Here is a 25,017-nt window from a genome sequence, read left to right as displayed (position 1 = left end):
CCCGCTCCATACACTCATCCGGGTGAGCGCCACCGGAACCGACCTGTGCCGGGTCACCGTCGTGACCCCGCGCGGCTTCCTGGACCTGGGCCTGCCGCCGGACATCCCGCTGGGCAACCTGCTGCCGACCCTCCTGCGCATCGCGGGCGAAGGGCTGGCCGAGGCGGGCCTGGCCCACGGCGGCTGGGTGCTCCAGCGGCTCGGCGAGCCCCCGTTCGACCCGAACGCGACCCTGTCCGAGCTGACCGTGCACGACGGCGAGCTGCTGCACCTCCGCCCGCGCGGCCACGAGCTGCCCGAGGCCGTCTTCGACGACGTCGCCGACGCGGTCGCGACCGGCGTGCTGGAGCGCACGGCACGCTGGCAGCCGGCCGCGACCAGGAACTACGGCCTGCGCGCGGCGGTCGCCCTGCTCGGGCTCGGCACGGTGGCGCTGCTGACGGCCGGCCCGCCCTGGCCGCCCGCCGCGCTGGTCGCCGGGGTCGTGGCGCTGGTCCTGCTGCTGGTGGCCGCGGCGCTGTCGCGGGCCATGGGCGACGCGGGAGCCGGAGCGGTGATCGGGTACGCGGCCCTGCCCTACGGCTTCGTGGCCGGCCTCGTCGGCCCGGCCTCGGAGCGGTCGCTCTTCCAGCCGGACAACCTGCTCTCCGCCTGCGGCGTGACGCTGATGCTGGCCACGGCGACCGGGTTCGCGGTGGCACGAGGGCTGCCCGCGTTCCTCGGCGTGGCCGCCGCCGCGCTCTGCGGGCTGCTCGGCGCCGGCGTCGTCATGGCCTTCGACCTGCCCGCGGCCGGGGTGGCGGCGGTGCTGGCCGCGCTCGTCGTCGGGCTGAGCACGACCATCCCCTCGCTGTCGTTCCGGCTGGCCGGGATGCCGCTGCCCGCGCTGCCGACGACGGCGGAGGAGCTGCGCCGCGAGAGCGGCGACCTGGACGGCGCGCTGGTGATCGACAAGACCGTGGTCGCCGACCGCTTCTGCTCGGGGCTGCTCGGCGCGGTGGCGCTGGTCGTGCTGGGCGCGCAGGTGCTGCTCGTGCTGGAGGGCACCTGGGCGGCGCTGGCGATGAGCGCGGCGCTGTCACTGTCGCTGCTCATGCGGGCGCGCGTCTTCGAGGGACGCGGCCAGCGGGCCTGGCTGACGGCCGCGACCCTGCTCGGCGTGCTCCTGCCGGCCGGGGCCGCCACGCTCGCCGCCACGGACGGGACCGTGCTGTACGTGATCGTGCCGATCCTCGTGGCGCTGGCCCTGGCCGTGACGGGCACGGCGCTGTGGCTCACGACCGGGCGGCCGTCCCCGTTCTGGGGCCGCATGGGCGACATCGCCGACATCCTGCTGATGATCGCCCTGGTGCCGCTCTCCCTGGCCGTGATGAACCTGTACGAGACCATCCGCGGCCTGGTCAGTTGACCCGGCCCGCGCCGGGAGGGGCGGAGTGCACAACCAGCGTGACCTTTACCAGGCCTACCGCCTCACCGTGCAGCGCATCGGGCTGGCCCTGCTGCGCGCCCGGCCCAACCAGCCGGAGTGGCCGCTGCGCCGGCAGAACATCGGGTTCCTGGCCGGAATCATGGTCGCGGTCCTGCTCTGCGTCGGCTTCGCCGTCTACGGCCTGCTGCGCCCCGGCGGCGGCAAGTTCCTGGAGGACCCCGGCACGCTGATCATCGAGCGCGAGACGGGAGCGCGCTTCGTCTACAGCCAGGAGCAGCGCCGGCTCATCCCCGTCGCCAACTACGCCTCCGCCCGGCTCGTCCTCAACGCCCGGCAGGTCAAGGAGCGGGTCGTGGCCAGGCAGGCGCTGGCTTCGTACGAGCGCGGGGCGGCCATCGGCATCCCCGGCGCGCCCGACTCCCTGCCCGACCCGGCGCACCTGGCCAAGGGCCCCTGGTCGGCGTGCGTGCAGGAGCGGGCCGAGCCGACCGGGCGCAAGCCGTACGTGATGCTGGTCGCGGGACGCGACCTCGGCGGCAAGCCGGTCGCCGAGGGGGAGGCGACGCTGGTCGACGTGGGCGGCCAGACGTGGGCGATCTGGCGCGGCACCCGCATGCGCGTGCCGGCCGGCATCGCCGGCGGGCTCACCGCCGCCGACCCGGCCGCCGTGCCGGTGGCCTGGCTGAACGCGCTGCCAGAAGGGCCCGACCTGGCCGCCCCCGCCATCCCCGGACGGGGCCGCCCGGTGAGCGGGCCGGGCGGCAGGGCCGCGACCGTCGGCCAGGTCTTCCTGGCCGGCGCCGTGGCGGGCGGCGAGGACCACTGGTACGTGCTGCTCTCCGACGGCCTGGCCGCCATCACCCAGGGGCAGGCCGCGCTGCTGCTGAGCGACCCCGACAGCAGGTCCGCCTACGGGGGCGGCGCGGTCAAGGAGATCCGGGTCGACGCCGCCACCGCCAACGCCGCCCCCCGCTCCCGCACCACCCTGCCCGCCGACGGGCTGCCCGCCGTGCTGCCGCGCATGACCGCCTACGACCCCGCCCGCCCGATCTGCGTGGTCTACGCCGAGACCGGCACGGGCTCCACCCGCGTCCGCCTGACCACCGGCGCCACCTTGCCCGCCGCGCACGGCGACGCCACCGACCTGGTCCGCCTCCCGCCCGGCCGCGCCGTCCTGGCCGGGGTGCTGCCCGGCGACGGCCAGCTCAAGGCCGTCCAGTCCTACTACCTGATCACCCCCGAGGGGCGCCGCTACGCCGTGCCCGGCGCCGACGTGCTGACCAGGCTGGGCTACACCGCCGCCCAGGCCGCCCCGGTGCCGATGAACGTGCTCCAGCTCATCCCCGAGGGCCCGGTGCTGGACCCGGCACGGGCCGCCAGGCCCGCGATCGATCAGTAGCCGCCGGCCGCGTGCCGGATCGGTAGCCGGCAGGTTCGCGGCCGATCAGTAGCCGCTGTAGCCCGCTCCGGTTCGCATGCCCACCAGGCCGGGCACGTCGGAGACCGAGCCGTAGCGGGCGATGGCGTAGCGGACCCCGGCGATGATGTTGTCCACCGGGTCGTAGACGTCGCCGTGGCCGGGCAGCCGGTACCGCTCGAACGTGGGGTCGATGGTCTGCATCAGGCCCTTGGACGGCGTGCCCTTGGCCGCGTTGGAGTCCCAGTTGTTGATGGCGTGGGGGTTGCCGTTCGACTCGTGGCGGATGATCGTCCAGATGTCGTCCGGGTTCATCTTGCCGGCCGGGACGCCGTTCGCCTTGAGGATCGCGACCGCCTGGCTGATCCACTCGGCCACCTGCGCGGGCGGCGCGGGGCCGCCGCCGGAGGGTGGCGGGCCGCTGGGGCCGTAGCCGCCGAAGCCTCCCGGGCCGTGGGCGGCGCCCGAGGACGGCGTGGCGGCGGCCAAGGTGGTCGGGGCCTGGTGCTCGGGTGACCAGCCGAGCGGTCTTCCCGGAGTGGGCGTGAACGGCTGTGTGTCCGGCTCGGGCAGCTCGCCGGCGACGTCGGGGACGGTGGCGAGCGCGTTCTGGATCAGCCCGGCGGCGCCCGACAGGGCCGTGCCGGTGTCGGCGACGATCCGGCGCAGGTCCGCCCTGGCCGTCTCCAGGGCCGGTGCCAGGCGCTCGGTGACCTGCGCCTCGGTGGGCGGCGGGGTGGCCGAGCGCAGCTCGTGCGCGGCGGCGGCGTACTGGGCGCAGATCCCGAGCGCCTCCGACTCGGCGCCGCTCAGCGCCCGCGCGGCCGTGTCGAGGTGGCCCGCGCAGTCGTGCATGACCTGCGCCAGCCGGCCACCGCAGCCGGTCGCCCTGGTCAGGTAGGCGGTGAACGCGTCGGCGCCCGCCCCCTGCCAGGCGCCGTCCACGCCGCCCGCGGCGGTCGTGAGCGCGCCGGTGTGCTCCCGCGCGGTGCCCGCCGCGGCCCGCCACGCCTTGGCGGCCGCCGTGATGGCCGCCGGGTCGCCGATCACCTTGAGCGCCAGGCCGGCCAGCTCGCCGCCGCCGGGAGCGGCCCTGACATCGTCAATCGGGCTCATCGGGTGACCGCGCCGGCGTCGGCGGAGGTGACCGTGCGCTCGACGGCGTCCAGCGCGCGTTCGACCGACGCGAGCCGTCCGCCCAGCGTCCTGGCCGCTTCGCCGGACACGCGCGCCAGGTCGCCCATCGCCGCGGCCAGCGCCGCGGAGCCCGAGACGTTCCCGCAGGCCGAGACGTCCGGCGCCGGGCCGCTCAGCCCCGAGAACGCCCCCGCCGCCGATTTGGCCGCGGCGGCGCGGCCCGCCAGCGCGTCGCGGTGGAACGTGAGCACCATGCCCGGCTCCCTTCCCTCCGGCGCCTCAGCACCGGAACAGCTCCAGCAGCTCGTCCGCCCGGTGGGTGCGGGCGATCCACACCTCACGGCCGCGCCGCTCCCGGGTGATCAGCCGCCCGGCGCGCAGCCGGTCGCAATGGTAGGTGAGCCCGCTGGGCGCGATCTTCATGTCCGTGGCCAGCATGGACATCGTCATCGGCTGGTCCAGGGCGCAGAGCAGGTCCGCGCGGACCGGCCCCACCAGCGCCGACAGCTCGTCCACCGACGGGGCGACGGGCTTGCGCCACAGGGAGTCCGCACCGGGCACGGGGTAGGCGATCCACACCGCGCCGGGGTCGTCCAGACCGAGGACGAGCGCGTCCCGGCCGGCCAGCATCGGCGTCAGGACCAGCGTGCGCTCGCCCAGCTCGTACGTCCCTGAGTGGGAGCCGGAGAAGCGCAGGCCGCGCTCGCCGTACACGATGCGTTCGCCGAGCGCCCCGAGCAGCAGTTCCGGCCCGCCGCGCACGGTCGTCACGCCGACCCGCTCGACCTCCTTGTCGAGCAGCGGGCGGGCGCGCTTCCACAGAGGCTCCACGGTGTTCCAGACGTCGGCCAGGGCACTGGCGTAGCCGTGCAGCCAGCGGGCGGGCCGCTCGGCCGCCGCCCGCCACTGCACGGGCGGCGCGTCCATCCCGTACGTACGCTCCAGGTCCGCGAGGAAGGCGTCGGGCGAGAGGTCGTGCAGGGCGGCGACCTGGGCCTGAACGGAGACGTCACCCCCGATGGGGGAGTGCGGCACCAGGCTGTCCGGCCCGAGCGAGCAGCCGGCGGCGGCCAGCGGGCGCACGGCCTCGTGGCCGAGCGGGCCGATCCTGGAGCCGATCGCCCGCCGCCACAGCTCGGGCAGGCCGCGGCGGCGGCCGGCGGCGGCGTCGAGGAGCATGGCAAGGGCGGTGAGGCTCGGCGAGATCGAGATGTTCAGCTTCGGCGTGGAGCTCAGGCGCAGCTCACTCCACACGTTGGTCCTTGGTACTTGGGCCCCCACAGGTAGGACTGTAGACAGGTAAGACATCGCCGGAGGAATGCTTCAACAATGCTAGAAACATCCCAAAAGGCGGTCCTATGTGATGCGGACCGTGCGGCTTTCGAGGGGGAGTGTCGCCTCTGCGGTCAAGTTCATGCCTTGTCCTCTTCTGTAAAGCGGTGTCCCTCTTTCGAGCGGGGAAGCTACGCCTCTTCACTAACTTCCGACTTGAAAATCCCTTACAAGCTCCCGTTGCCCCGTCCGGCTCGCAGAGGGGCTGCGCCGGCCGCCCGCCCTGGCCAAGGGGGTCATTTCTTGTACCGAGGTCAATAGATCGTCACCCCGGAGTGGGGTTTTCTCTCCGGCGGGTTGGGTGGAGCGGTGGCAGACGCCCTTGCGGAGATGGAAGGCTGCCCGCAACCGCCCCGGTTCTCCTGCGAATGGAGGACCGGGGTGGAGCCCGCAATGCACCGGAAGGAGTGCTGCAGATGACACAAGACGCCAGCCGCGTCGCGGCGAAGCGGATCAACGACCACGTGGAGATCATTCACGTGGACAACCCGGACACGGTGCTGGAAGTTCCTCGCCGTGACTGGGAGGCGTTCACCGCGGCCGTCAAGTCGGGTGCGTTCGACCTCGAAACGCTCAACAGGCAGGCCGAGGAGAGCGCGGCCTGACCTTCCGCAGCACGAAGGCGCCCGCTCCCCGGACCCGGGAAGCGGGCGCCCGCCGCTCAGCCGCAGCTCCTACGGCGCTCAACAGTGGTTCGTCGCGTGGTCCCCGCCGCTCAGTGGCGCCCGGACCAGTAGCTCTTGGCGCGGTCCCACGCCGCCGTGCCGACCGCGCGGCCCAGGGCGCGGCCCTGCTCGTCACCGAGGCGGAAGTGGATGCCGCCGTACCGGCGCGACAGCCCGGCCTCCGTGGCGGCGTCCGTGAACGTACGCCAGCGCAACGTCACGTCCCGCGCGGGCGTCACCCCGGGCTCGATCAGCGACGACCCCTGGGCGACCACCGCCTGCCCGCCGAACGCGTCGCTCCCGGTGAAACGCCTGAGCACCTCGGCCGCCGCCGCGCTGAACGTGCTGTGCCCCGACACGTACTCGCCGAACGGCGGCGTCGGGAACGTCGGCGGCTGGTACGGCACCCACAGCGCCCCCTCGACCGTCCGTCCGCCCCACGTCGGGATGGTCTGCCCCTGGTACAGGAAGCGGATCGCGGTGATCGGCCGGGCCGAGTCGCGGTCCCGCTTGACCTCCCACGAGGCGATGCCGGCGTCCATGACCGAGTTGGCCAGCGCGAAGAACAGCTTGGCGTCCTGGTCGAGCCCGTGCCGGTCGCGCGCCGAGATCTGCTGGGCGAACAGGCACCAGTGGCCGGGCGGCGTCTCGCTGCTGGGCCCGTCGGACCAGTACTCGGAGATCGCCTTCTGCCTGTCGTCCAGCGCGGCTGTGCCGGAGACGATCTCGGCGGCCTGCGCGCGGAACCCGGCCGAGCCGTACGCGTGCGGCGCAGGCACCTGGTCGGCCAGGTCCTTCGCGGCGCCGCTGAAGGAGGCCACCCCGCCCCAGTGCGGGGCCAGGAACGGCGGCGTCACGACCGCGCCGGCCCGGTTGACGTACGTCAGCGGCGCCCACCGGCCCGGAGCGTTCAGCGTGGTCAGCGGCTCTGCTACCACGACGGGGGCGTTGACGGGCGCGTAGCCCGAGGTGTCGGCGTAGCCGTTCTGCTGGTTGGAGCCGTCGGCGTGCCGGTGGTCGAGCACCGCCTGGCACGCGTCCACGCCGGTCCGCGCCGCCTGGCTCGACGGGTCGGCCGGATCGTAGCCCAGCTCGTTCATCAGGGCGTCGAAGCCGGCCCGCTGCGCCGGATAGAGGTCGACCGCGGCGAGGTGGGCGGCGAAGCTGATCGCCTCGGCCTTGTTCGCCTCGGTGCGCTCCGCCGGGGGACGCCGCAGCGAGCCGCCGAGCCGGGTGCCGTTCGCGACCGCGTCGTAGGCGGCCCAGGCGTCGTAGGCGCAGGTGTGGGTGACGGCGAGGGCCCTGGCCACCATCGGCGGGCCGAGCGTCCCCGTACGGATCGCCGACAGCAGCGCCTGGTTCCACCGGACCACCACATTGGGGCCGGCAGTCGCGGCTTCTGTAGTGGCGGTGGCGGGCAGGGCGGTGGCGGGCAGGGCGGGGACGGCGAGCGCGGTGGCGCTCACCAGCGCGAGCGCCAGCGTGCGTAAGGACGTGCGTGCGGGCATGAGCGATCTCCTCCTGGAAACGGGACGGGCCCCGGGCACCAGGAGACGATGCCATGCTCGAACACGTTTTCTAACTTACCTTGAGGTGACACCGCACTGTCTTGCGCGTCAGGCGTCAGGGGAGGCGGAGTTCGGCGAAGACGCCCCGGTGGTCGGTCCTCGGCACGTCCAGGACCTCCACCCGGCGCACCGCCACCCTCCGGTCCGCCAGCACGTGGTCGATGGAGATGATCGGCGGCATCGGCCGGAAGTTCGGCCACGTCGGAGTGAGCCCCTTGCCGAGCTGGTCGGCCGCGTCCACGTAGCCGCGGTCCAGCAGGTCTCGGAAGGCGCGGTGGTCGAGGCTGGCGTTGAAGTCGCCGGCCAGCACCCTGATCGCCGTGGGCGAGGCGGGCGGCAGGGCGCGCAGGGCGGCGTTCCACTCCCGCTCCATGCGCCCGAGCGGCGGGTTCGGATGCACGGCCACGAACTGCACCTCACCGCCCCCGGGCAGTGAGACGGTGGCGGCCGGCATGTTGTGGCCGATCGGCGTGAACAGGCCGGAAAGCTTCGTCACCGGATGCTTGGCGTAGATGCCGCTGCCGGTCGCCCCGGACTCGGCCTGCAGCACCCGGTAGGGGAGCAACTGCTTGAGCCCGGCCGCGTCCAGCCGTTCGGCCTCGGCGTAGGTCAGCTCCAGGGCGCTGAACACCTCGACGTCGTACCGGCGGACCAGGTCGACCACGGTCGCCGCGTCGCCGCGCCCGAACAGGTTCACCGTCAGCACCCGCAGCGGCGCGCCCCGCGTCGCCGGCTGCTCGGCGCTCACCGTACGCGGCACCAGCATCGCCACCATGGCCACGCACACGAGCGCGGCGGCCAGCGCGGCCCGGCGGTTGCGCCGTAGCAGCGACAGCAGCCCGGTCAGGGCGGCCAGCCCCGCGCCGTACGGGGTCACGGTCATGAGCTGCGTCAGGAACGAGCCCTGCTCCCAGCCGCCGGCCCTGATGACGGCCCACAGCGCGAGCAGCGTGACGACCGTCCAGCCGAACCACCGCCTGCGGCGCCGCTTCTGCTTCGGCCGCTCACCGGCCACGGGCTGCTCGACCTCGACCGCCGCGCTCACCGCGCCGTCCTGTCCTCGAACTGATCCACAGCTTGAACCTTAAACCGCTTTGGAACGTGACGGCGCGCGGCCCGCCGTCACGGTTTGCGGCCGACCCCCGCGTACATCCAGGCGGCCGTGTCGGGGAAGAGCGGCGTGTCGTGCCACTCGGAGACCGGGACCAGACCCGGCTCGATCAGCTCGAACCCGTCGAAGTAGCGCGCGATCTGCTCACCCGTCCTGGGCGTCCTGTGCATCGCCTGCGGCCGGGTGGCCTCCAGGTAGTCCTCCGCGGTCTCCTTGGAGATCAGGTCGAGCGTCAGGTGGCTGAGTACCAGGAAGCTGCCCGGCGGCAGTGCCTGCGTGTAGGTCTTGACCAGCCCGGCCGGATCGTCGTCGTCGGAGATGTGCATGAGGATCGCCACCATGACGAGCGCGATCGGCTGGTCGAAGTCGAGGGTGTCGAGCACGTCGGGGTGTTCGAGGATGGTGCGCGGCTCGCGGACGTCGGCCTCGATGTAGGCCGTCCTGCCCTCGGGCGTGCTGGTGAGCAGCGCCCGCGCGTGCGCCATCACGATCGGGTCGTTGTCGACGTAGACCACGCGGGCGTCAGGCGCCTCGGCCTGCGCCACCTCGTGGGTGTTGCCCTGGCTGGGGATGCCGGTCCCGAGGTCGAGGAACTGGCGCACGCCCAGCCGGGCGAGGTGGCGCACCGCTCGTCCGAGGAAGGCCCGGTTGTTGCGGGCGCTCTCGCGGATGCCCGGCACCGCGGCCATGGTCTGCTCCGCCACCCGGCGATCGGCCTCGAAATTGTCCTTCCCGCCCAGCCAGTAGTCGTAGACCCGGGCGGAGTGAGGAATGTTCGGGTTGATGCCGTGTGGTGCGCTCACATGAGCGATCCTAGGTCAAACCAGATCTTCGGCACGATCGCCGCCCCCATTTGGTCGTATTGTTCACGTCCCCTTCACGCGGTTCGCGCGCTTCAGGCGCTTCACGCGGTTCGTACGGTTCACGCGGTTCGCGCGGCTCAGGCGGTGACGAACTCGGCGACGACCACCGTGGCGTCGTCCTTGGGCTCCACGGCGGCCATCTCGTCGTACAGGCGGTCGAGGCAGGCGCTCGGCGACGCGCCGCCCCCCAGCAGCTGCTTCATGCGTCCCTCCCCGAGCGCCCTGACCGCGCCGTCGCTGACGAGCGCGATCCGGTCCCCTGGACGCAGCATCAGGGTGCCGATCTCCGGCTCGGCCGCAGGGAGGCCGACCCCGCGCGGCCCCGTGCCCCGCCACGCCGTGGTGATCAGGCGCGGCTCCCCTCCCTTCGGGCAGTGCCAGATCCCCCCGTCGCCGATGTGGGCGTACCGCAGCTGGGGGATCTCGGTCCGGTCGAGCACGACCAGGTCGAGCGTGCTGGCCAGCTCGGGGGAGGCGGGGTCGCGCAGCGCCGCGGCCCGTACGGCCCGGTGCGCCGCCTGCGCGCAGGCGCGCAGGTCCCGCTCCATCGTGCCGGCGTGCTGCGGCCGTTCGGTGACGACCGCCCCCAGGGCCAGCGCGGCGGCCGGATGAGCCGCCTCAGCCCCGACGGCTCCGCTGGCCGCCGCGATCAACCGCTCCTGGACGACGTACGCGTCGGACGGCCGGCCGCGCGTCCCCTCGTACGTGCCCCCCACCGCCACCAGGCGCGGCCGTGCCACCGGCATCCCCGCCGGCCAGTTCCCCTTCCGGCCCCTGACCGTCATCACGGACAGGCAGCCCAGCAGGAACGTGATCACGAACACCGTCATGAGGTCCCCTCCCCGCCGCGATCATTCGCGGCCACACGCGTCCCAGTACACGCCTGTGAGAAGGGACGCGACTGACGGCCGATCGGCCGTCAGCGGCCATGACGGCCGATCAGCCGTCATGCTGGTGGGGGCGGCCCGGGACAGGGTTCGAGGAGGGCGGTGAAGACCGCAACAGAGCCGGCCCGAGGACAAACAGCCATGCGACCCATGACGCCATTTACCGGAATTTCGGTAAAACGCGGAGAAACCCTTTTCCGTAGCTTTTTACCCATGCTTCCCTGCGTTATCGTGAGACCCGTCTTATGCCCATATCGCGTGCGGACGGCTCATGGTTCATACCGGCTCCACGAGATACGACTCGGCCAGCAGGCAATTGGACCAGGCCGTCGCGCGGACGGCGGCCGGCGCACGGAGCGCGGTGGGCTCGGTGGCCGTCGTGGCGGCGCTGTTCGGGGCCGTCCCGCCGGTCGACTTCCGCTGGCTCACGCCCATGCTCGTGGTCCACTTCACCTGGACGGCGCTGTTCGCCCGCGTGTTCCTGCGCGAGCGGCCACTGCCCCGATGGCTGGTGGCCGGTGATGTGGCCATCACCGTCGTGCTGTGCCTGGCACAACTCCACCTCGTGGCGCCTGAGGCGCTGCTCACGGGGTCCAGCTGGGTGGCGGGGCTGGTCACGATGACCGTCGTCATGGCCGGAGCCGCCTGGAGGCCGCGCACGGCCCTGCCCGTCGGGTTCGCCGTGGCCGCGGCGTTCGCCGTCGGCGTGCGGCTGGCCACCCCCACCGGCGACGTGCACACCACCCTCGGCATCCACCTCGTCCAGCTGCTGGCGATCGTGCTGCTCATGACGCTGCTGCGCCGCTCGGCCGCCTCGGCCGACACGTTCCTGCGCGAGAGCGCCCGCGCCGAGATCTCCCTCATGGTGGAACGACTGCGCCGCGAGGACGAACTGCGCCAGGTCGGCAGCATCCACGAGACCTTCCTGCACACGCTGACCATGGTCGGCCTGGGCACCTACGACGCGCCCTCCCCGACCCTGCGCGCCCAGGTGGCCACCGACCTGGCCGCCCTCGACCGGCTCCGCGACCAGCCGGCCGCCGTCTCCGCCCCCATCGCCCTGGACGCGCTGCTCGACGAGGTGGCCGGCCGCGTCACCGGCCTGGACGTGCACCGCCGCCTGACCCCCGAGACCGTGCCCGGCGACGTGGCCGAGCGCTTCGCCCGCGCCGTCACCGAGGCGCTGGCCAACGTCGCCCTGCACGCCGGCGTACGGGAGGCCGACCTGAGCTCGGGACGGCGCGACGGGGAGATCCTCGTCGAGATCGCCGACGCCGGCCGGGGCTTCGACCAGCACCGCCTGCCACCCGACCGGTTCGGCGTGCGCGGCTCCATCCTCGACACCATGCGCTCCCTGCCGAACGGCGGCGCCCAGATCTCCTCCGGCGACCGGGGCACCCGGGTGAGCCTCTGGTGGCGGCCATGACCGAGGAGATCGAGCAGATCGCCCAGCGCTACGCCCGCTACACCGCGCTCGGCGCCGTCGTCATCGCCGGGGTCTGGCACCTCGGCTACGACCTCACCGTGACCATCACCGGCTGGAGCTCCTTCCGCTGGCCGCTGCTGGCGCTCGCCGCCTGGATCGTCTACTCCCTGGTCTTCGCCGTCGGCGCGCTCGCCCTCTCCCGCACCTCCCGCGGCCCCGACCGGATCCTCGAACTCGCCCTCGCCACCCTGGCCGTGGACGTCGCCGTCATCGTCGCCTCCCGCCCGGACGAGCTGCTCGGCATCAGCGACTGGGGGTTCGGCTCCATCGGCTGGATCGGCGTCATGCTCACCTGGAACCGGCCGCGCTGGCGGACCGAGATCGTCGCCTTCCTGGCCGCCAACGCCGGCATCATGCTGGCCGCGATGGCCGTGTCCGGCTCGCTCGACCGCGTCTCCATCGCCAAATACCTCGTCGTCATCGCCGGGGGCGTCACCATGCAGCTCGGCTACATGGCGGGCTGCCACATGCTGCGCGCCCGCGCCGAGGACACCGTGCTGCTGGCCCGCAAGCTGGCCGCCGACGACGCCTGGCGCGAGTCCGCCCAGCGCATCCACACCGACCGGTTGCGCCGCTACGAGGCCATCCGCGACGTGGCCGAATCCCTGCTCACCCAGTTCGCCGACGGCGCCGACCCGGGCGATCCGCGCGTACGCGAGGACTGCACCGCGGGGGCCATGCGGCTGCGCCGGCTCATCACCGAGCGGGAGGACGTACCCGACGAGCTCGTCGCCGTGCTGCGCGAACGCATCGACGCGGCCGAACGGCGGCAGGTCCTCGTCACCGCGCCACCCTTCGGCGAGCACCTGCCGGCCCTGCCGAACGGCGTGCGCGAGGACCTCCTCAGAGCCCCCGTCAGGGCCCTCGACGGAGCCAGATCGCGGGCCAGGGTAACGGTTTCCGCGATGTCCACGATGGTGAGCGTGGCGGTCGTGGCCGACAACGAGGATCTGCCCATCAGCTCGACCCCCGTACGTGAGGCCAGCGGCGTCGTCGTCAGCTACCAGCGGCAGGGAGGCGAGATATGGGTCAACAGCATCTGGGAGGGCCCGTGACGGTCGCCCTGGTGGAAGATCACCAGGTCGTCGTGGACGGCGTACGGTCATGGTTCGGCCCGCCGGGCCCGATCGAACTGGTCGCGCAGGGGCCGACCATCGAGTCCGTCCGCGGCGCCGCCGCCGACGTGCTGCTGCTCGACCTCAACCTCAACGGCACCATGGTCATCGACCGGGTCGGCGAGTTGTGCGCGGGCGGTCAGCGGGTGATCGTCTTCTCCGAGCACGAGGAGCCGGAGATCGTCCGCAAGGTGCTGGACGCCGGCGCGTCGGCCTTCATCGGCAAGGGCCGCGCGACCCGGGACTCCTGCCTGGAGACCATCCTGGAGGTGGCCGCGGACCGGCCCTCCGTCACCCCGCCGATGGCCCAGGCCATCGCGACCGACGAGGGCCCGCACCGGCCCCAGCTGTCCGACAAGGAGCGGGCGGCGCTGCTGTACTGGTTCCAGTCCATGTCCAAGGCGTCGGTGGCGGCGCGCATGGGGATCAAGGAGCGGACGGTCCGGCAGTACATCGACCGGGCGCGGGTCAAATACGCGGCGGCCGGTAGGCCCGCGCCCACCAAGGAGAAACTGCTCATCTGCGCCATCCAGGACGGCCTGGTGAGCCCCGACGAGGTGACCGTCTACACCTCCCTGGCCGCCAAGGGCCCACCCGGCGACCAGTGAAGCCCCTGGACCTCGGGCACTCCCGGCAGGAGGGGGCCGGCAGTGCCGGGGTCCAGGTCAACGCCTCGCGCAGAGCACAGCGGGATCGAACCCGACCACGACAGGCACCGCCATCCTCGCCACGACACCGGCCTTGTGCACGACCGGCGGATCGTAGCGGTCACCGTTCAGCTCGTAGACGTAGAGCGCGGGCCCTTCGTCCGGCTCGACCCGCCAGTAGGAGGGGATACCCGCCTGGGCGTATGCGACCGCTTTGAGGCTTTCGTCCTGTTTTGCGGTGCTCGGGCTGCTGACTTCCACGACGAGCAGCAGGTGCGCGGGCGCGAACATGAGCTCCACCTTCTCCGTCATCGCCGTGGGCACGACGACGAGATCGGGAATGGAGAAGTCACTGCCGGACACGCGCACGTTCACCGCCGGCAACGGCTCCAGCTCGTCCGGCAGGGCGTCGTCGAGAATGCCGAGCAGACGGCAGACGACCCGCTGGTGCAGGGGGCTGCGGGAAATTCGAGCAGATCGTCGACCGTGAAGGATCGCCCGGTGGGCAGGAACGGCTGCGGCCTGCCCGGTTCGATCGCCGCCAATGTGGTCACCCGCTCAGTATCGGGAGTCTCGCCCTCGCTCACATGCTACTTCCCCCTATTCCCTCACTTTAAGGTTCGCCGCAATTACCCATAGAAGCGGAGTAATCCAGCGGAGTTGAAAGTTTCAAGTCTCTGACATAACTCCGGAAAGCCCTTTCCGCTGCTCACCCACTCCAGCGCCGTACACCATCCCCATTTGACCGAACCCCATCACTTGGCCGCACCCCCGCCGTCAGATACCGTCGCGCACCGGAGTGCTCCCCACCCCCGGACCCCGACCGGAACACGGAGACCGCACAATGCCCCGACGAGCACCACGACGCTGGGCGAAGCGCGCCCTGATCCTGCTGACCACCCTGACCATGCTCTGCGTCATGCCCCTGAGCGGCACCGCCTCGGCGCACGGCTCGACCACCGACCCCGCCTCCCGCAACTACGGCTGCTGGCTGCGCTGGGGCAGCGACTTCCAGAACCCCGCCATGCAGCAGCAGGACCCCATGTGCTGGCAGGCCTGGCAGGACAACACGAACGCCATGTGGAACTGGAACGGGCTCTACCGCGACAACGTCGGCGGCAACCACGAGGCCGCCGTCCCCAACGGCCAGCTCTGCAGCGCCGGCCAGACCCAGGACGGGCGCTACCGCTCCATGGACACGCCCGGCGCGTGGAAGACGACGCCGCTCGGCAGCACGTTCAGCGTCCGCCTGACCGACCAGGCGTACCACGGCGCCGACTACATCAAGGTCTACATCACCCGCCAGGGCTACGACGCCACGACCACCCGGCTCGGCTGGAACCACCTCGAACTGATCAGGGAGACGCCCCGGTACGCACCCGCCAACGTCTACCTGATCGACAACCTCAACAAGGGCTCCCGCACCGGCCGCCACATCGTCTACACGATCTGGAAGGCCTCCCACATGGACCAGACGTACTACTTCTGCAGCGACGTCACGTTCAGCTGAAGAAGCGACCCGCCGGACGCGGCCCAGCCGCGTCCGGCGTCACATGCAGCCCGGTCCGCAACGCGGTGTGCCGGTGCACAGGCACGGCACCGTGATCAGGGTGCCCGCCTCTTCGTCGAGATGCACCACCGTGCGCGCCCCCATGCACATGCGGCAGCGCAGTACGGACGCGACGTAGGGGTCAAACCACACCCAGTGGAGGGCCACCGGCAGTCGACGGAGTAGCGATTTGGCGCGGCGCTCCGCGGGCTCGTTGGCGGCGCCGACGATGCCCAGGCCGGCGCAGAACCGGCAGGCGAGGAACAGCGGTCCCAGCCGCTCCCCGCGGCTGCCTTCGCATTCCGGGCAGGTGATGGGATCGGTCACGCCCGGCCGGTCCCGCGGCGCGTCGTGCACAGCGCCCACGTGCGCTGCTCGTTCTTCTTGCCGTTCAGCTCCAACCACTCCCCTTGGGCGTCCAGACAGGTTCCGCAGGCCGGAGACGTCTCTTCGTCGTCACCGTGCTCGGTCATAGCCGGACTGTAGTCGGGCCGATGCGCTCCGTCTGTCACTTCGGTGGAGGAAGCCTGTACCGAGCCCGGTTCGAGCGCCACGCCCGCGTTCCTTCGCGTGCGCGCTCCCTAGTGGCGCGGGCGGGTGGAGGCGCGGAGTTCGAGTTCTATGGGGTGTACGCGTTCCGTTCCCGGCTCGGCGGCTCCTGACAGGAGTTCGAACAGCAGCTCGGCGCAGCTCGCTCCGGCCTCGCGGGGGCGTAGGTCGATCGAGGTGATCGGGGGGTCGGCCATCCGGGTGGCGGCGCTGTCGACGCAGGACGCGAGGAGCGCCCCCGCCTCCCGCACCATGGGTGCGACCTCGGTGGCCGCTCCGGCGGGGGCGCACACCAGCGCGTCCACCGCCCCGGGTCCCGGCGTGAGCAGGGTGCGGGCGGCGGCGCGGATCTCCTCGCCGGTCGCGTCGAACGAGACCCGCCGCACCCGGGGCGTGACCCCCTTCGCGGCGCACCACTCCAGGTAGCCCCGGTGCAGGCTGGCCGCCCAGTCGCTCTCGTCGCCGGCCACGATGAGCGCGGGACGCGTGGAGCCGGCCGAGCCGAGGTGGTCGAGCAGGCGGTGCAGCATCGGGGCGTGCTCCGACCAGACCACCCCGTCCGCCTGCCGCGCCCCGGGGAAGCGTTCGCAGGAGACGGTCGGCAGGCCGGTCGCCATCAGGCTCTCCACCACCGGGTCGCCCCCGAGCGGGTCGCCGAGCACCAGGCCGTCCACGCGCGGCGGGCGGGCGCGGCGCTGGCCGGAGGTGATCAGGGTGACGTCGTAGTCGTGCCGTGCCGCCTGCTCGACCACGCCGAACACGAACGACATGTAGTAGGAGGAGCGGGTCAGCACCTCGGGCACGTGCAGGCCGATCGTGCCCGTGCTGGCCTTGCGCAGGTGGCGGGCCGAGCCGTTGGGTACGTAGCCGAGCCGTTCGGCGACCCGCGCGACCGTCTCGCGGGTGCGCTCCGAGACCCGGCCCGAGCCGCGCAGGGCGTCGGAGGCCGTCGTCTTGGAGACGCCCGCTTCCCTGGCGACGGTGAGGATCGTGACCGGCTCGTCTGCTTGCACGCCCTGATGGTACTGGTGCATCAGTCCTCCACATCCGCCCCGGCTTGCGTTAAGGATCTGTTTCGCCTGGGGCTCAGGGGTTGTGTCGCGCGACCCGCGCAATTAAGTTAGCGCGAAACTTGCCGGAACGTTCCGGCAGCAGAAAGGGGCGGAACGTTGCACCTGTCCACCGGGAAGCACCCCCATCCTCTCGACCCGCTCGCCGCGCAGGAGATCGACGAGGTCAGACGCATCCTGATGGCCGAAGGGCTGCTCACGGAGACGGTTCGGGTGGCTTACCTGGGGCTGGAGGAGCCGCGGAAAAGCGAGGTGCTGGCCTACCGGCCGGGCGCCCCCGTCGAACGCAGGGCCCGCGCGTTCCTGCTGGACCTGGCCACCGAGGCGGCGCAGGACGTGATCGTCTCGATCGGCGCGGGCAGGGTGGAGTCCCGCGAGCCGATCGACCCCGCGATCGACGGCCAGGTGCCGATGCTGGACGAGGAGCACGCGCTGGTCCGGCGGGTGCTGCGCGCGGACGCGGGCTGGGCCGAGGCACTGGCCAGGCGCGGGATCGACGACCCCCAGGGCGTCTACCTGGCCGCGCTCAGCGCGGGACACTTCGGGCTGGCCAAGGAGGAGGGCCGGCGGGTGGCCAGGGTGCTGGCGCACGTCATGCCCACGCCCGAGAGCCTTCCGTGGGCCCACCCGGTGGACGGCCTGGTCGCGTACGTGGACCTGGTCAAGGGCGAGGTCCTGGAGATCGTGGACACCGGCCCCCAGCCGATCCCGCAGGAGTCGGGCGACTACGGCCACGGCCCCTTCCGCACCACGCAGAAGCCCATCCACATCACCCAGCCGGACGGCCCCAGCTTCACGGTGGACGGCCCGCTGGTGACCTGGGAGAAGTGGAGCCTGCGCCTCGGCTACGACATGCGCGAGGGCCTGACGCTGCACCAGATCGGGTTCGAGGACGGCGGCCGGATCCGCCCGATCGTCTACCGGGCCTCGGTGGCCGAGATGGTGGTCCCGTACGGCGACCCGAGCCCGATCCGCTTCTGGCAGAACTACTTCGACACCGGCGAATACCAGCTCGGCAAGCTGGCCAACTCCCTCGAACTCGGCTGCGACTGCCTCGGCGAGATCACCTACTTCGACGCCGTCGTCACGGACGGCGCCGGCGTGCCCAAGGTGATCACGAACGCGATCTGCATGCACGAGGAGGACTACGGCGTGCTGTGGAAGCACACCGACCCGGCCAACGGCTCCAGGGAGACGCGCAGGCAGCGCCGCCTGGTGATCTCGTTCTTCGTGACGGTGGGCAACTACGACTACGGCTTCTACTGGTACCTCTACCTCGACGGCACCATCGAGCTGGAGGTCAAGGCCACCGGCATCGTCTTCACCGGCGCCTACGACGAGCGGGCCGCCCCGTACGCGTCGGAGGTGGCGCCGGGACTGGCGGCGCCCTACCACCAGCACCTGTTCGGCGCTCGGCTGGACATGACGGTGGACGGCGTGGCCAACGCCGTGGACGAGGTCGAGGTGGACATCCCTCCGGCCGGTCCGGACAACCCGTACGGGAGCGCCGTCCGCCGCGCGGTCACCCGCCTGCGCACCGAACGCGAGGCCGTCCGCGACGCCGATCTGAAGGCGGAGCGCACCTGGCACGTCGTCAACCCGGACGTACGCAACCGCCTGGGCCGCCCCGTCGGCTACGCCCTGCACCCCGAGGGGAAGCCGACGCTGCTGGCCACGCCGGGGTCGAGCATCCACAGCAGGGCCGAGTTCGCCACCAGACATCTGTGGGTCACCCGTTACCACCCCGCAGAGCGCTATCCCGCCGGAGACCTGGTGAACCAGCATCCCGGCGGCGCGGGCCTGCCCGCCTACACCAGGGCCGACCGCGACATCGACGGGCAGGACATCGTGCTGTGGCACACGTTCGGCCTGACGCATTTCCCCCGCACCGAGGACTGGCCGATCATGCCGGTCGACACGTGCGGGTTCGTCCTCAAGCCGGTCGGGTTCTTCGACCGCAACCCCACGCTCGACGTTCCGCCGAGCGCCGCCGAACGTTCCTGTCACTAGAGGAGAAGAGGCCCATGCGTAACCTACGCCTGGCCTGCGGTGTCGCGGCCGCCCTGCTGGCTTCGGCCTGCGCCGCCACCGGAACGACCACCAGCCCGACGGCCGCGGCGCAGGAGAGCGCCGCTCCCGGCTACCTCGCCCTCGCCGACCAGTCGCTCCCCTCGGGAGGGACGCTCAACCTCCAGGTCCACATCGACAGCGGCGCCGCCACCGGGTACGACCCGCAGCTCGCCGACGTCGCCACCACCTGGCAGCTGCTGTCGCTGTCCTACGAGACGCTGGTCACGGTGGGCCCCGACTTCTCCGTGCAGCCGCTGCTGGCCGAGAAGTGGGAGACGCCGAGCCCCACCGAGTACGTCTTCCACCTGCGTAAGGGCGTCCGCTTCTCCAACGGCAGGGAGATGACGGCCGGCGACGTGGTGGGCAGCCTCAAGCGGCTGCTGGCCTCCAAGTCGGTGTGGCGCGGCCAGCTCGGCCCGGTCAAGTCGGTGGCCGCGGACGGTGACGCCAAGGTGAAGGTGACGCTGAGCGAGCCGTACACGCCGTTCCTGGCGGCGCTGGCCAACGTGCCCGCGGCGGTGCTGCCGATGAAGGAGATCGACGACAAGTCGGTCGATCCGGCCACCACGCTGCTCGGCACCGGCCCGTACGTGGTCGAGAACCACCGCCAGGACGTGTCGTGGACGTTCAAGCGCAACGACGAATACTGGAACAAGGGCAAGCCGGCCGCCGACGCGCTCAACATCACGATCGCCCCCGAGGAGGCCGCGCGCATCGCCGCGCTGCAGAACGGCAGCGCCGCCCTGGCCACTCTGGGCAACGTGGACTCGTCCACGATGCTGACGGGGGCCCGGAACGTGCAGGTCAAGACGCAGGCCACCACCGACTTCTACTACCTGATGCTCAACAGCCTGAAGCCGGGCTCGAAGCTGGCCGACCCGAAGGTGCGCCAGGCCATCGCCATCGCGCTGGACAATCAGCAGATCGCGGACGTGGCGCTGGGCGGCCAGGGCAAGCCGACCGCGATCACCCCGGCGGGCCTGCCCGGCGCCTGCGACCCGGCCGCGCTGCCGTCGGCGGCCAAGAGCGTGGACGACGCCAAGGCGCTGCTGGCCGAGGCCGGCGCGCAGGACCTGTCGTTCACGCTCACCATCTTCTCCACCGAGCCGGCCCCGGCCGTCGCGCAGGTGATCCAGCAGAACCTCCAGCAGGCCGGCATCACCGTCAAGATCGAGCAGATGGACGAGGCGAGCTGGTCGGGCAAGGTGTACGGCAAGGCGCCCGCCGACTTCGACGCCGCCCTGTCGTGGTTCGCCGGATACGCCGACCCCGGCATGGTCACCAAGTGGTGGAACCCGGAGACGGCCGGCTTCAACGTCGGCTTCATGAAGCCGGACAAGGAGCTGAACACCCTCATCGACGCGGCGGGCAAGGAGCCGGCCGGCCCGTCCAGGGACAAGGCGCTGGCCGCCGTGTGCGCCAAGGCGGACGCGGACGCGCAGATGATCCCGCTGGTCACCCGCCCGGCCACGGTCGCGTTCAGGACCGACGCGCTCAGCCCGAGCCTGTACGCCACCGAGGGCTACGGCAACGTGCTGCGCCTGGTCGCCGACGCCCGCGTGAAGAAGACCCAGTAGCCATGCGGCTGCTGATGTGGTGGTCCGGCCGGGCGCTCAGCTCGGCCGCCACGCTCCTGGGCGTCTCGGTCCTCATCTTCGCCGCCGTGCGGCTGATGCCTGGCGGCTTCGCGGAGACCGTGCTCGGGCCGTTCGCCACCGCCGAGCAGAAGGCCGAGCTGGCCGCCCGCTACGGGCTCGACCAGGCGGTCTTCATGCAGTACGGGCACTGGCTCGCGGCCGTCTCCGGCGGCGACTTCGGCGTGTCCATGATCAGCCGCCAGCCGGTGGGCGCGGAGCTGCTGGCCCGGCTGCCGGTCACCGCCGAGCTGACGGTGCTGGCCGTGCTGGCGAGCGTGCTGGCCGGGGTGCCGCTGGGCGTGCTGACCGCCGTGCGCGCCCGCCCCGAGGGCGGCGGCACGGCCGGGCGGCTGCTCAGCGGGCTGGGCGTCAGCGTGCCCGAGTTCGTGCTGGGCAGCCTGGTGGTGTTCGTCTTCTCCCGGTACGCGCTCGGCTTCAAGGTCGGCTCCTGGGTGCCGTTCACCCAGGACCCGGCGGCGAACCTGGCCACGATGATCCTGCCCGCGGCCGTCCTGTCGATCTTCTCCATCTCGGTGACCGCCAGGACCACCCGCGACGCCGTCATGAACGTGCTGGTCGAGCCGTACGTGACGGCCGCCGTCGGGCGTGGGGAGTCGCCGTGGTTCATCGTCAGGCACCACATCCTGCGCAACGCCGCCACCCCCGTGGTCACGCTGGTCGGCACCACGATCGCGTACCTGCTGGGCGGCGCGCTGATCGTCGAGCACGTGTTCAACCTGCCCGGCGTCGGCTCCTACATCGTGCAGGCCGTCGGCCGCCGCGACTACGCGGTGGTGCAGGCGGGCGTGCTGCTGGCGGCCGGGGTGTTCATCGTGATGAACGTGCTGATCGACCTGCTGGTCGGGGTGCTCGACCCCCGGCTCGGCGTCATGGCGGGGAGGCGCTCGTGAGGAGACTGGACCGGCTGTCGATCGGCGGGCTGGTCACGCTGCTGGTCCTGGTGGTGTTCGCGTTGGGCTCCCCGGTGGGGATCGGCGGCGATCCGGACGCGATCGTCGGCCCACGGCTGCAGCCCCCGGGTCCCGGCTGGTGGCTGGGCACCGACAACCTGGGCCGTTCGCTGCTGCCGCGCGTCATGGAGGGCGTGGGCACGACGCTGCTGCTGTCGTCCGTCGCGGTGCTGGTCACGGCCGCGTTGAGCGCGACGTTCGGCATCGTCGCCGGATACCGTGGCGGTTACCTGAACGAGCTGGTGATGCGCCTGGTGGAAGTGCTCTACTCCTTCCCGGCCATCGTGCTGGCCATCCTGGTCGCCGCCGTGCTCGGCCCCGGCCAGACGGCGGCGCTGGCCAGCATCGTGCTGGTGACGATCCCGCTGATGACCCGGCTGGTGCGGGCCGCCGCCGTGGCCGTCTCGCAGCGCGACTACGTCACCTCCGCCGTCATCAGCGGCGCCCGGCTGCCGCGCGTGCTCGTCCGGCACGTGCTGCCGAACGTGGCCGGCACGATCGCCGTGCAGGGCACGTACGCGCTGTCGGTCGGCATCGCGGTCGAGGGCGGGCTGAGCTTCCTCGGCTTCGGAGTGCAGCCGCCGCAGGCCTCGCTCGGGGTGCTCATCCAGCAGGGCGGCACGTACATGATCGCCGCGCCGTGGCTGATCCTCGGTCCTGGGGTCGTGCTGGTGGCGGCGATCCTGGCGATCAACGTGGTCGGCGACGGGCTGCGCGACCGGCTCGAACCCAGGGAGACGAGGACCTTGACATGAGCCTGCTCTCGGTACGGAATCTGGTGATCGACTATCCGCGCACCCGGGCGCTCGACGGCGCCGATCTCACCCTGGAGCCGGGGGAGAGCCTCGGGCTGGTCGGCGAGAGCGGCTCGGGCAAGTCCACGCTCGGCTCCGCCGTCGGCCGGCTGCTGCCCACGACGGCGCGGCGGACGGACGGGGAGGTGCTGGTCGCCGGGGAGCCGGTGTTCGAGCTGCCCGCCGCCCGGCTGCGTCACCTGCGCAGGAAGCACCTCGGGTTCGTCTTCCAGGATCCGATCGCCTCGCTCGACCCCACCATGCGCGTCGGCGCCCAGCTGCGGCTGGTGCTCGGGCGCGGCGGCGACGTGGGCTTCCACCTGGCGCGGGTCAGGCTCGACGACCCGCGCGTGCCGCGCGCCTACCCGCACCAGCTCTCCGGCGGCATGGCGCAGCGGGTGGCCATCGCGATGGCCATGGCCACCTCGCCCGAGTTGCTCGTCGCCGACGAGCCGACCGCCGCCCTGGACAGCCAGGTGCGCGAGGAGGTGTCGAACGTGGTGTTCTCGCTGGCCGCCGAGGCGGGCACGAGCATCCTGTGGCTCAGCCACGACCTGCCCGCCGTGGCCCGCCGCTGCGACCGGGTCGCGGTCATGTACGGCGGGCGCGTCGTCGAGAGCGGCCCCGCCCGCGAGGTGCTGGGCGACCCGGCCCACCCCTACACGGCGGCGCTGGCGGGCTCGGCTCCCGCCGCCGCGCCGCACGGCGTCCGTCTCCATCCGGTGCCCGGCCGGCCGCCCATGCTCGACGGCCCGTCGGCCGGCTGCGCGTTCGCGCCGCGCTGCGCGTTCGCGGAGGAACGCTGCGAGCACGAACGTCCGGTCCCGGTCCGCGTCCGCGAGCAGGACGTCCTGTGCCACCGGGCGGGCGAGCTGGAGGGCCGCCTGTCGCCGGTCGACGCAGTGCCGCAGGGCGGCGAAGTGTCACCGGGCGGCGCTGTGCCGCGGGACGACGCCGTGTCGGAGGTGAAGGCGTGATCCTCGAACTGGACGACGTCACCGTCACCTTCGCCGCGGGCCCGCCGTTCCGGCGCATCCACCTCGACGCGATGCGGCACGTCACGCTGTCGGTCGCCGAGGGCGAGACGCTGGGCCTGGTCGGCGAGTCGGGCTCGGGCAAGACGACCACCAGCCGGGTCGCGCTCGGCCTGCAGCGCCCCACGGCCGGCACGGTCAGGTTCGGCGGGCGCCCGTTCCCCAAACGGCGGCGCGAGCTGGCCGGACGCATGCAGGCCGTGCTCCAGCACCCGCACTGGTCGCTCAACCCGCGCATGCGCGTCGGCCAGAGCGTCGCCGAGCCACTGGCGGTGCTCGGCCGACCGGCGGGGGCCGCGGTGACCGAGGTGCTGGAGCAGGTCGGCCTGGAGGCGGCTTTCGCCGGGCGCTACCCGCACGAGCTCTCCGGCGGCCAGCGCCAGCGCGTCTCGATCGCCCGCGCGCTGGTCACCAGGCCGGGCTTCATCGTCTTCGACGAGGCCGTCAGCGCGCTGGACGTCTCCGTCCAGGTGCAGATCCTCAACCTGATCAAGGACCTGCAGTCCGAGTACGGCTTCAGCGCCCTGTTCATCTCCCACGACCTGGGCGCGGTCCGCTACATCGCCGACCGGATCGCGGTCATGCGCGCGGGCGAGATCGTGGAGACCGCCGAGACGGCCACCTTCTACTCCGCCCCTTCCCACGAGTACTCGAAGCAACTGCTGGAGGCCCTATGACCGACGCTATGAACGACGCGGGGAGCGCGGGCCCGCGGCTCGCGACCCCGTCCGCGTTCGCCCCGGGCGGGCCGCGTAACGCGGACCTGCCGCTGACCCCGCAGCCCAGCCCCGGGCGCGCCTCGGTCGCGTTCGACCTGCCCGGCGTGTACGTCGGCACGGCCGAGTACGGCGAGGGCCCCACCGGCTGCACCGTCGTCCACCTGCCCGCGGGCGCCCGCACGGCCGTGGACGCGCGCGGCGGCGCGGTCGGCATGAGCGGCGGCTACGACTTCAACCACGCGATCTGCCTGGCGGGCGGCTCGGTGTACGGGCTGGCCGCGGCGGCGGGCGTCAGCGACGAACTGCTCGCCCGCCGGGACAACCGCACGAAGTGGGACGAGCTGCAACTGGTGTCCGGGGCGGTGATCTACGACTTCTCCTGCCGCGACACCGCCGTCTACCCGGACGCCGAGCTGGGCCGGGCCGCGCTGCGCAACGCGGTCGAGGGCGAGTTCCCGGTGGGCCGGTGCGGCGCGGGCCGGACGGCGAGCGCGGGCAAGGTGGACTTCGGCCGGGCCGAGTTCGCCGGTCAGGGGGCCGCGTTCGGCACGTTCGGCGAGGCGAAGGTGCTGGTGGCGACCGTGGTCAACTCGGTGGGCGCGGTGATCGACCGGCAGGGCCGGGTCGTGCGCGGCAACTACCACGCCGGCCTCGGGCAGCGCCGCCACCCGAGCGCCGACTACGCCGAGGCGATCGGCGACGGCGCGCCGTCGGTCATGGGCAACACCACGCTGACCGTGATGATCACCAACGTGCGGCTGACGGACATCGAGCTGCTCCAGGTCGGCCGCCAGGTGCACAGCTCGATGCACCGGGGCATCCAGCCGTTTCACACACTGACGGACGGCGACACGATGTTCGCGATGACGACGGACGAGGTCGAGCTGACCGGCGTCAAGCCGACCGGTCTCGGCACGCTGGCCTCCGAGCTGGCGTGGGACGCGATCCTGAGCGCGGCGGAGTAACC

Annotated in this window: 25 protein-coding genes; 14 read left to right on the top strand and 11 right to left on the bottom strand. The window is 72.4% G+C overall.

All coding sequences use genetic code 11. The features are described from left to right. The first annotated feature begins 22 nt into the window (after positions 1-22). Together eccD and eccB are read left to right on the top strand one after the other, a co-directional pair. Positions 23-1,408: a type VII secretion integral membrane protein EccD gene (gene eccD, locus AB0C27_RS02130; protein WP_357836440.1), complete on the top strand. Its 1,386-nt coding sequence runs from the start codon at positions 23-25 to the stop codon at positions 1,406-1,408. 25 nt (positions 1,409-1,433) lie between these two features. Beyond that, on the top strand, positions 1,434-2,828 hold the full coding sequence (gene eccB, locus AB0C27_RS02125) for a type VII secretion protein EccB (RefSeq protein WP_357836438.1): 1,395 nt from the start codon (positions 1,434-1,436) through the stop codon (positions 2,826-2,828). A gap of 45 nt (positions 2,829-2,873) precedes the next feature. Here eccB and AB0C27_RS02120 read toward each other — a convergent pair whose 3' ends face one another. The 3 genes from AB0C27_RS02120 to AB0C27_RS02110 are packed head-to-tail and all read right to left on the bottom strand — an operon-like array spanning position 2,874 to position 5,237. Continuing rightward, complete coding sequence (locus tag AB0C27_RS02120; RefSeq protein ID WP_357836435.1) at positions 2,874-3,962, bottom strand: transglycosylase SLT domain-containing protein; 1,089 nt, start codon at positions 3,960-3,962, stop codon at positions 2,874-2,876. Beyond that, positions 3,959-4,237 (bottom strand): hypothetical protein, encoded by a 279-nt coding sequence (locus tag AB0C27_RS02115; RefSeq protein ID WP_357836432.1) that lies wholly within the window; start codon positions 4,235-4,237, stop codon positions 3,959-3,961. Before AB0C27_RS02115 ends, AB0C27_RS02120 begins: the two co-directional genes overlap by 4 nt. 25 nt (positions 4,238-4,262) lie before the next feature. After that, positions 4,263-5,237, bottom strand: coding sequence for a winged helix-turn-helix domain-containing protein (locus AB0C27_RS02110; RefSeq protein ID WP_357836429.1), 975 nt, complete (start codon positions 5,235-5,237; stop codon positions 4,263-4,265). Between the two features lie 494 nt (positions 5,238-5,731). On the opposite strand from AB0C27_RS02110, the gene AB0C27_RS02105 reads away from it, so the two are divergent. Beyond that, entirely contained in the window at positions 5,732-5,920 is a 189-nt protein-coding gene (locus AB0C27_RS02105) for a hypothetical protein (RefSeq protein WP_346114164.1), read from the top strand. Positions 5,921-6,030: 110 nt separating this feature from the next. Here the strand turns inward: AB0C27_RS02105 and AB0C27_RS02100 are convergent, their stop codons facing one another. The 4 genes from AB0C27_RS02100 to AB0C27_RS02085 form a co-directional block, all read right to left on the bottom strand. Further along, positions 6,031-7,488 carry a vanadium-dependent haloperoxidase gene (locus AB0C27_RS02100; RefSeq protein ID WP_357836425.1) on the bottom strand — a complete coding sequence of 486 codons (1,458 nt, stop codon included), beginning with the start codon at positions 7,486-7,488 and terminating at the stop codon, positions 6,031-6,033. 115 nt (positions 7,489-7,603) lie between these two features. Then, on the bottom strand, positions 7,604-8,593 hold the full coding sequence (locus AB0C27_RS02095) for an endonuclease/exonuclease/phosphatase family protein (RefSeq protein ID WP_357836422.1): 990 nt from the start codon (positions 8,591-8,593) through the stop codon (positions 7,604-7,606). 77 nt (positions 8,594-8,670) lie between these two features. Continuing rightward, positions 8,671-9,462, bottom strand: coding sequence for an SAM-dependent methyltransferase (locus AB0C27_RS02090; protein WP_357836419.1), 792 nt, complete (start codon positions 9,460-9,462; stop codon positions 8,671-8,673). A 137-nt stretch (positions 9,463-9,599) separates the two neighbouring features. Then, a complete protein-coding gene (locus tag AB0C27_RS02085; RefSeq protein ID WP_357836416.1) occupies positions 9,600-10,352 on the bottom strand; it encodes a SpoIIE family protein phosphatase in 753 nt (250 codons plus the stop codon). A 328-nt stretch (positions 10,353-10,680) separates the two neighbouring features. On the opposite strand from AB0C27_RS02085, the gene AB0C27_RS02080 reads away from it, so the two are divergent. The 3 genes from AB0C27_RS02080 to AB0C27_RS02070 are packed head-to-tail and all read left to right on the top strand — an operon-like array spanning position 10,681 to position 13,618. Further along, positions 10,681-11,835, top strand: coding sequence for a hypothetical protein (locus AB0C27_RS02080; RefSeq protein ID WP_357836414.1), 1,155 nt, complete (start codon positions 10,681-10,683; stop codon positions 11,833-11,835). Beyond that, positions 11,832-12,950 carry a hypothetical protein gene (locus tag AB0C27_RS02075; protein WP_357836411.1) on the top strand — a complete coding sequence of 373 codons (1,119 nt, stop codon included), beginning with the start codon at positions 11,832-11,834 and terminating at the stop codon, positions 12,948-12,950. Before AB0C27_RS02080 ends, AB0C27_RS02075 begins: the two co-directional genes overlap by 4 nt. Continuing rightward, positions 12,947-13,618, top strand: a complete 672-nt coding sequence (locus AB0C27_RS02070; protein WP_357836408.1) for a response regulator — start codon at positions 12,947-12,949, stop codon at positions 13,616-13,618. Before AB0C27_RS02075 ends, AB0C27_RS02070 begins: the two co-directional genes overlap by 4 nt. 57 nt (positions 13,619-13,675) lie before the next feature. Here the strand turns inward: AB0C27_RS02070 and AB0C27_RS02065 are convergent, their stop codons facing one another. Further along, complete coding sequence (locus tag AB0C27_RS02065) at positions 13,676-14,110, bottom strand: Uma2 family endonuclease (protein ID WP_357837983.1); 435 nt, start codon at positions 14,108-14,110, stop codon at positions 13,676-13,678. A 391-nt stretch (positions 14,111-14,501) separates the two neighbouring features. Here AB0C27_RS02065 and AB0C27_RS02060 point away from each other — a divergent pair, with 391 nt between their 5' ends. Beyond that, positions 14,502-15,167: a lytic polysaccharide monooxygenase gene (locus AB0C27_RS02060; protein ID WP_357836405.1), complete on the top strand. Its 666-nt coding sequence runs from the start codon at positions 14,502-14,504 to the stop codon at positions 15,165-15,167. 39 nt (positions 15,168-15,206) lie between these two features. Here the strand turns inward: AB0C27_RS02060 and AB0C27_RS02055 are convergent, their stop codons facing one another. From AB0C27_RS02055 to AB0C27_RS02045, 3 genes are all read right to left on the bottom strand, one after another. Beyond that, positions 15,207-15,533: a hypothetical protein gene (locus AB0C27_RS02055; RefSeq protein ID WP_357836402.1), complete on the bottom strand. Its 327-nt coding sequence runs from the start codon at positions 15,531-15,533 to the stop codon at positions 15,207-15,209. Continuing rightward, positions 15,530-15,679, bottom strand: coding sequence for a hypothetical protein (locus AB0C27_RS02050; RefSeq protein ID WP_357836399.1), 150 nt, complete (start codon positions 15,677-15,679; stop codon positions 15,530-15,532). Before AB0C27_RS02050 ends, AB0C27_RS02055 begins: the two co-directional genes overlap by 4 nt. Before the next feature lie 108 nt (positions 15,680-15,787). Continuing rightward, positions 15,788-16,768 carry a LacI family DNA-binding transcriptional regulator gene (locus AB0C27_RS02045; protein ID WP_357836396.1) on the bottom strand — a complete coding sequence of 327 codons (981 nt, stop codon included), beginning with the start codon at positions 16,766-16,768 and terminating at the stop codon, positions 15,788-15,790. 156 nt (positions 16,769-16,924) lie between these two features. Between AB0C27_RS02045 and AB0C27_RS02040 the strand changes: the two genes are divergently transcribed. The 7 genes from AB0C27_RS02040 to AB0C27_RS02010 are packed head-to-tail and all read left to right on the top strand — an operon-like array spanning position 16,925 to position 25,015. Then, the gene (locus tag AB0C27_RS02040; RefSeq protein ID WP_357836394.1) at positions 16,925-18,835 is read left to right on the top strand and encodes a primary-amine oxidase; all 1,911 of its coding nucleotides are present in this window, start codon (positions 16,925-16,927) and stop codon (positions 18,833-18,835) included. A 14-nt stretch (positions 18,836-18,849) separates the two neighbouring features. Next, the gene (locus tag AB0C27_RS02035; RefSeq protein WP_357836391.1) at positions 18,850-20,472 is read left to right on the top strand and encodes an ABC transporter substrate-binding protein; all 1,623 of its coding nucleotides are present in this window, start codon (positions 18,850-18,852) and stop codon (positions 20,470-20,472) included. Between the two features lie 2 nt (positions 20,473-20,474). Beyond that, positions 20,475-21,443, top strand: coding sequence for an ABC transporter permease (locus AB0C27_RS02030; RefSeq protein WP_357836388.1), 969 nt, complete (start codon positions 20,475-20,477; stop codon positions 21,441-21,443). Then, complete coding sequence (locus AB0C27_RS02025; protein WP_357836385.1) at positions 21,440-22,258, top strand: ABC transporter permease; 819 nt, start codon at positions 21,440-21,442, stop codon at positions 22,256-22,258. Before AB0C27_RS02030 ends, AB0C27_RS02025 begins: the two co-directional genes overlap by 4 nt. Next, positions 22,255-23,274 (top strand): ABC transporter ATP-binding protein, encoded by a 1,020-nt coding sequence (locus tag AB0C27_RS02020; protein ID WP_357836383.1) that lies wholly within the window; start codon positions 22,255-22,257, stop codon positions 23,272-23,274. Before AB0C27_RS02025 ends, AB0C27_RS02020 begins: the two co-directional genes overlap by 4 nt. Then, on the top strand, positions 23,271-24,008 hold the full coding sequence (locus AB0C27_RS02015; RefSeq protein ID WP_357836380.1) for a dipeptide/oligopeptide/nickel ABC transporter ATP-binding protein: 738 nt from the start codon (positions 23,271-23,273) through the stop codon (positions 24,006-24,008). The genes AB0C27_RS02020 and AB0C27_RS02015 overlap by 4 nt, the downstream gene beginning before the upstream one ends. Then, positions 24,005-25,015 (top strand): P1 family peptidase, encoded by a 1,011-nt coding sequence (locus AB0C27_RS02010; protein WP_357836378.1) that lies wholly within the window; start codon positions 24,005-24,007, stop codon positions 25,013-25,015. The genes AB0C27_RS02015 and AB0C27_RS02010 overlap by 4 nt, the downstream gene beginning before the upstream one ends. Positions 25,016-25,017: the final 2 nt, after the last annotated feature.

Origin of the sequence: Nonomuraea sp. NPDC048882 (assembly GCF_040649755.1) — a bacterium.
In the GTDB taxonomy this organism is placed as follows: domain Bacteria; phylum Actinomycetota; class Actinomycetes; order Streptosporangiales; family Streptosporangiaceae; genus Nonomuraea; species Nonomuraea maheshkhaliensis.
Note: the sequence above shows the minus strand (reverse complement) of the source record. Positions and strands in the feature narration are given on the sequence as shown.

Coding starts and splice junctions, on each gene's coding strand:
- AB0C27_RS02030 (WP_357836388.1), top strand. CDS start 20,475: ATGCGGCTGCTGATGTGGTGGTCCGGCCGGGCGCTCAGCTCGGCCGCC.
- AB0C27_RS02085 (WP_357836416.1), bottom strand. CDS start 10,352: ATGACGGTGTTCGTGATCACGTTCCTGCTGGGCTGCCTGTCCGTGATG.
- AB0C27_RS02080 (WP_357836414.1), top strand. CDS start 10,681: ATGGTTCATACCGGCTCCACGAGATACGACTCGGCCAGCAGGCAATTG.
- AB0C27_RS02115 (WP_357836432.1), bottom strand. CDS start 4,237: ATGGTGCTCACGTTCCACCGCGACGCGCTGGCGGGCCGCGCCGCCGCG.
- AB0C27_RS02075 (WP_357836411.1), top strand. CDS start 11,832: ATGACCGAGGAGATCGAGCAGATCGCCCAGCGCTACGCCCGCTACACC.
- AB0C27_RS02010 (WP_357836378.1), top strand. CDS start 24,005: ATGACCGACGCTATGAACGACGCGGGGAGCGCGGGCCCGCGGCTCGCG.
- AB0C27_RS02060 (WP_357836405.1), top strand. CDS start 14,502: ATGCCCCGACGAGCACCACGACGCTGGGCGAAGCGCGCCCTGATCCTG.
- AB0C27_RS02050 (WP_357836399.1), bottom strand. CDS start 15,679: ATGACCGAGCACGGTGACGACGAAGAGACGTCTCCGGCCTGCGGAACC.
- AB0C27_RS02100 (WP_357836425.1), bottom strand. CDS start 7,488: ATGCCCGCACGCACGTCCTTACGCACGCTGGCGCTCGCGCTGGTGAGC.
- AB0C27_RS02105 (WP_346114164.1), top strand. CDS start 5,732: ATGACACAAGACGCCAGCCGCGTCGCGGCGAAGCGGATCAACGACCAC.
- AB0C27_RS02120 (WP_357836435.1), bottom strand. CDS start 3,962: ATGAGCCCGATTGACGATGTCAGGGCCGCTCCCGGCGGCGGCGAGCTG.
- AB0C27_RS02020 (WP_357836383.1), top strand. CDS start 22,255: ATGAGCCTGCTCTCGGTACGGAATCTGGTGATCGACTATCCGCGCACC.
- AB0C27_RS02035 (WP_357836391.1), top strand. CDS start 18,850: ATGCGTAACCTACGCCTGGCCTGCGGTGTCGCGGCCGCCCTGCTGGCT.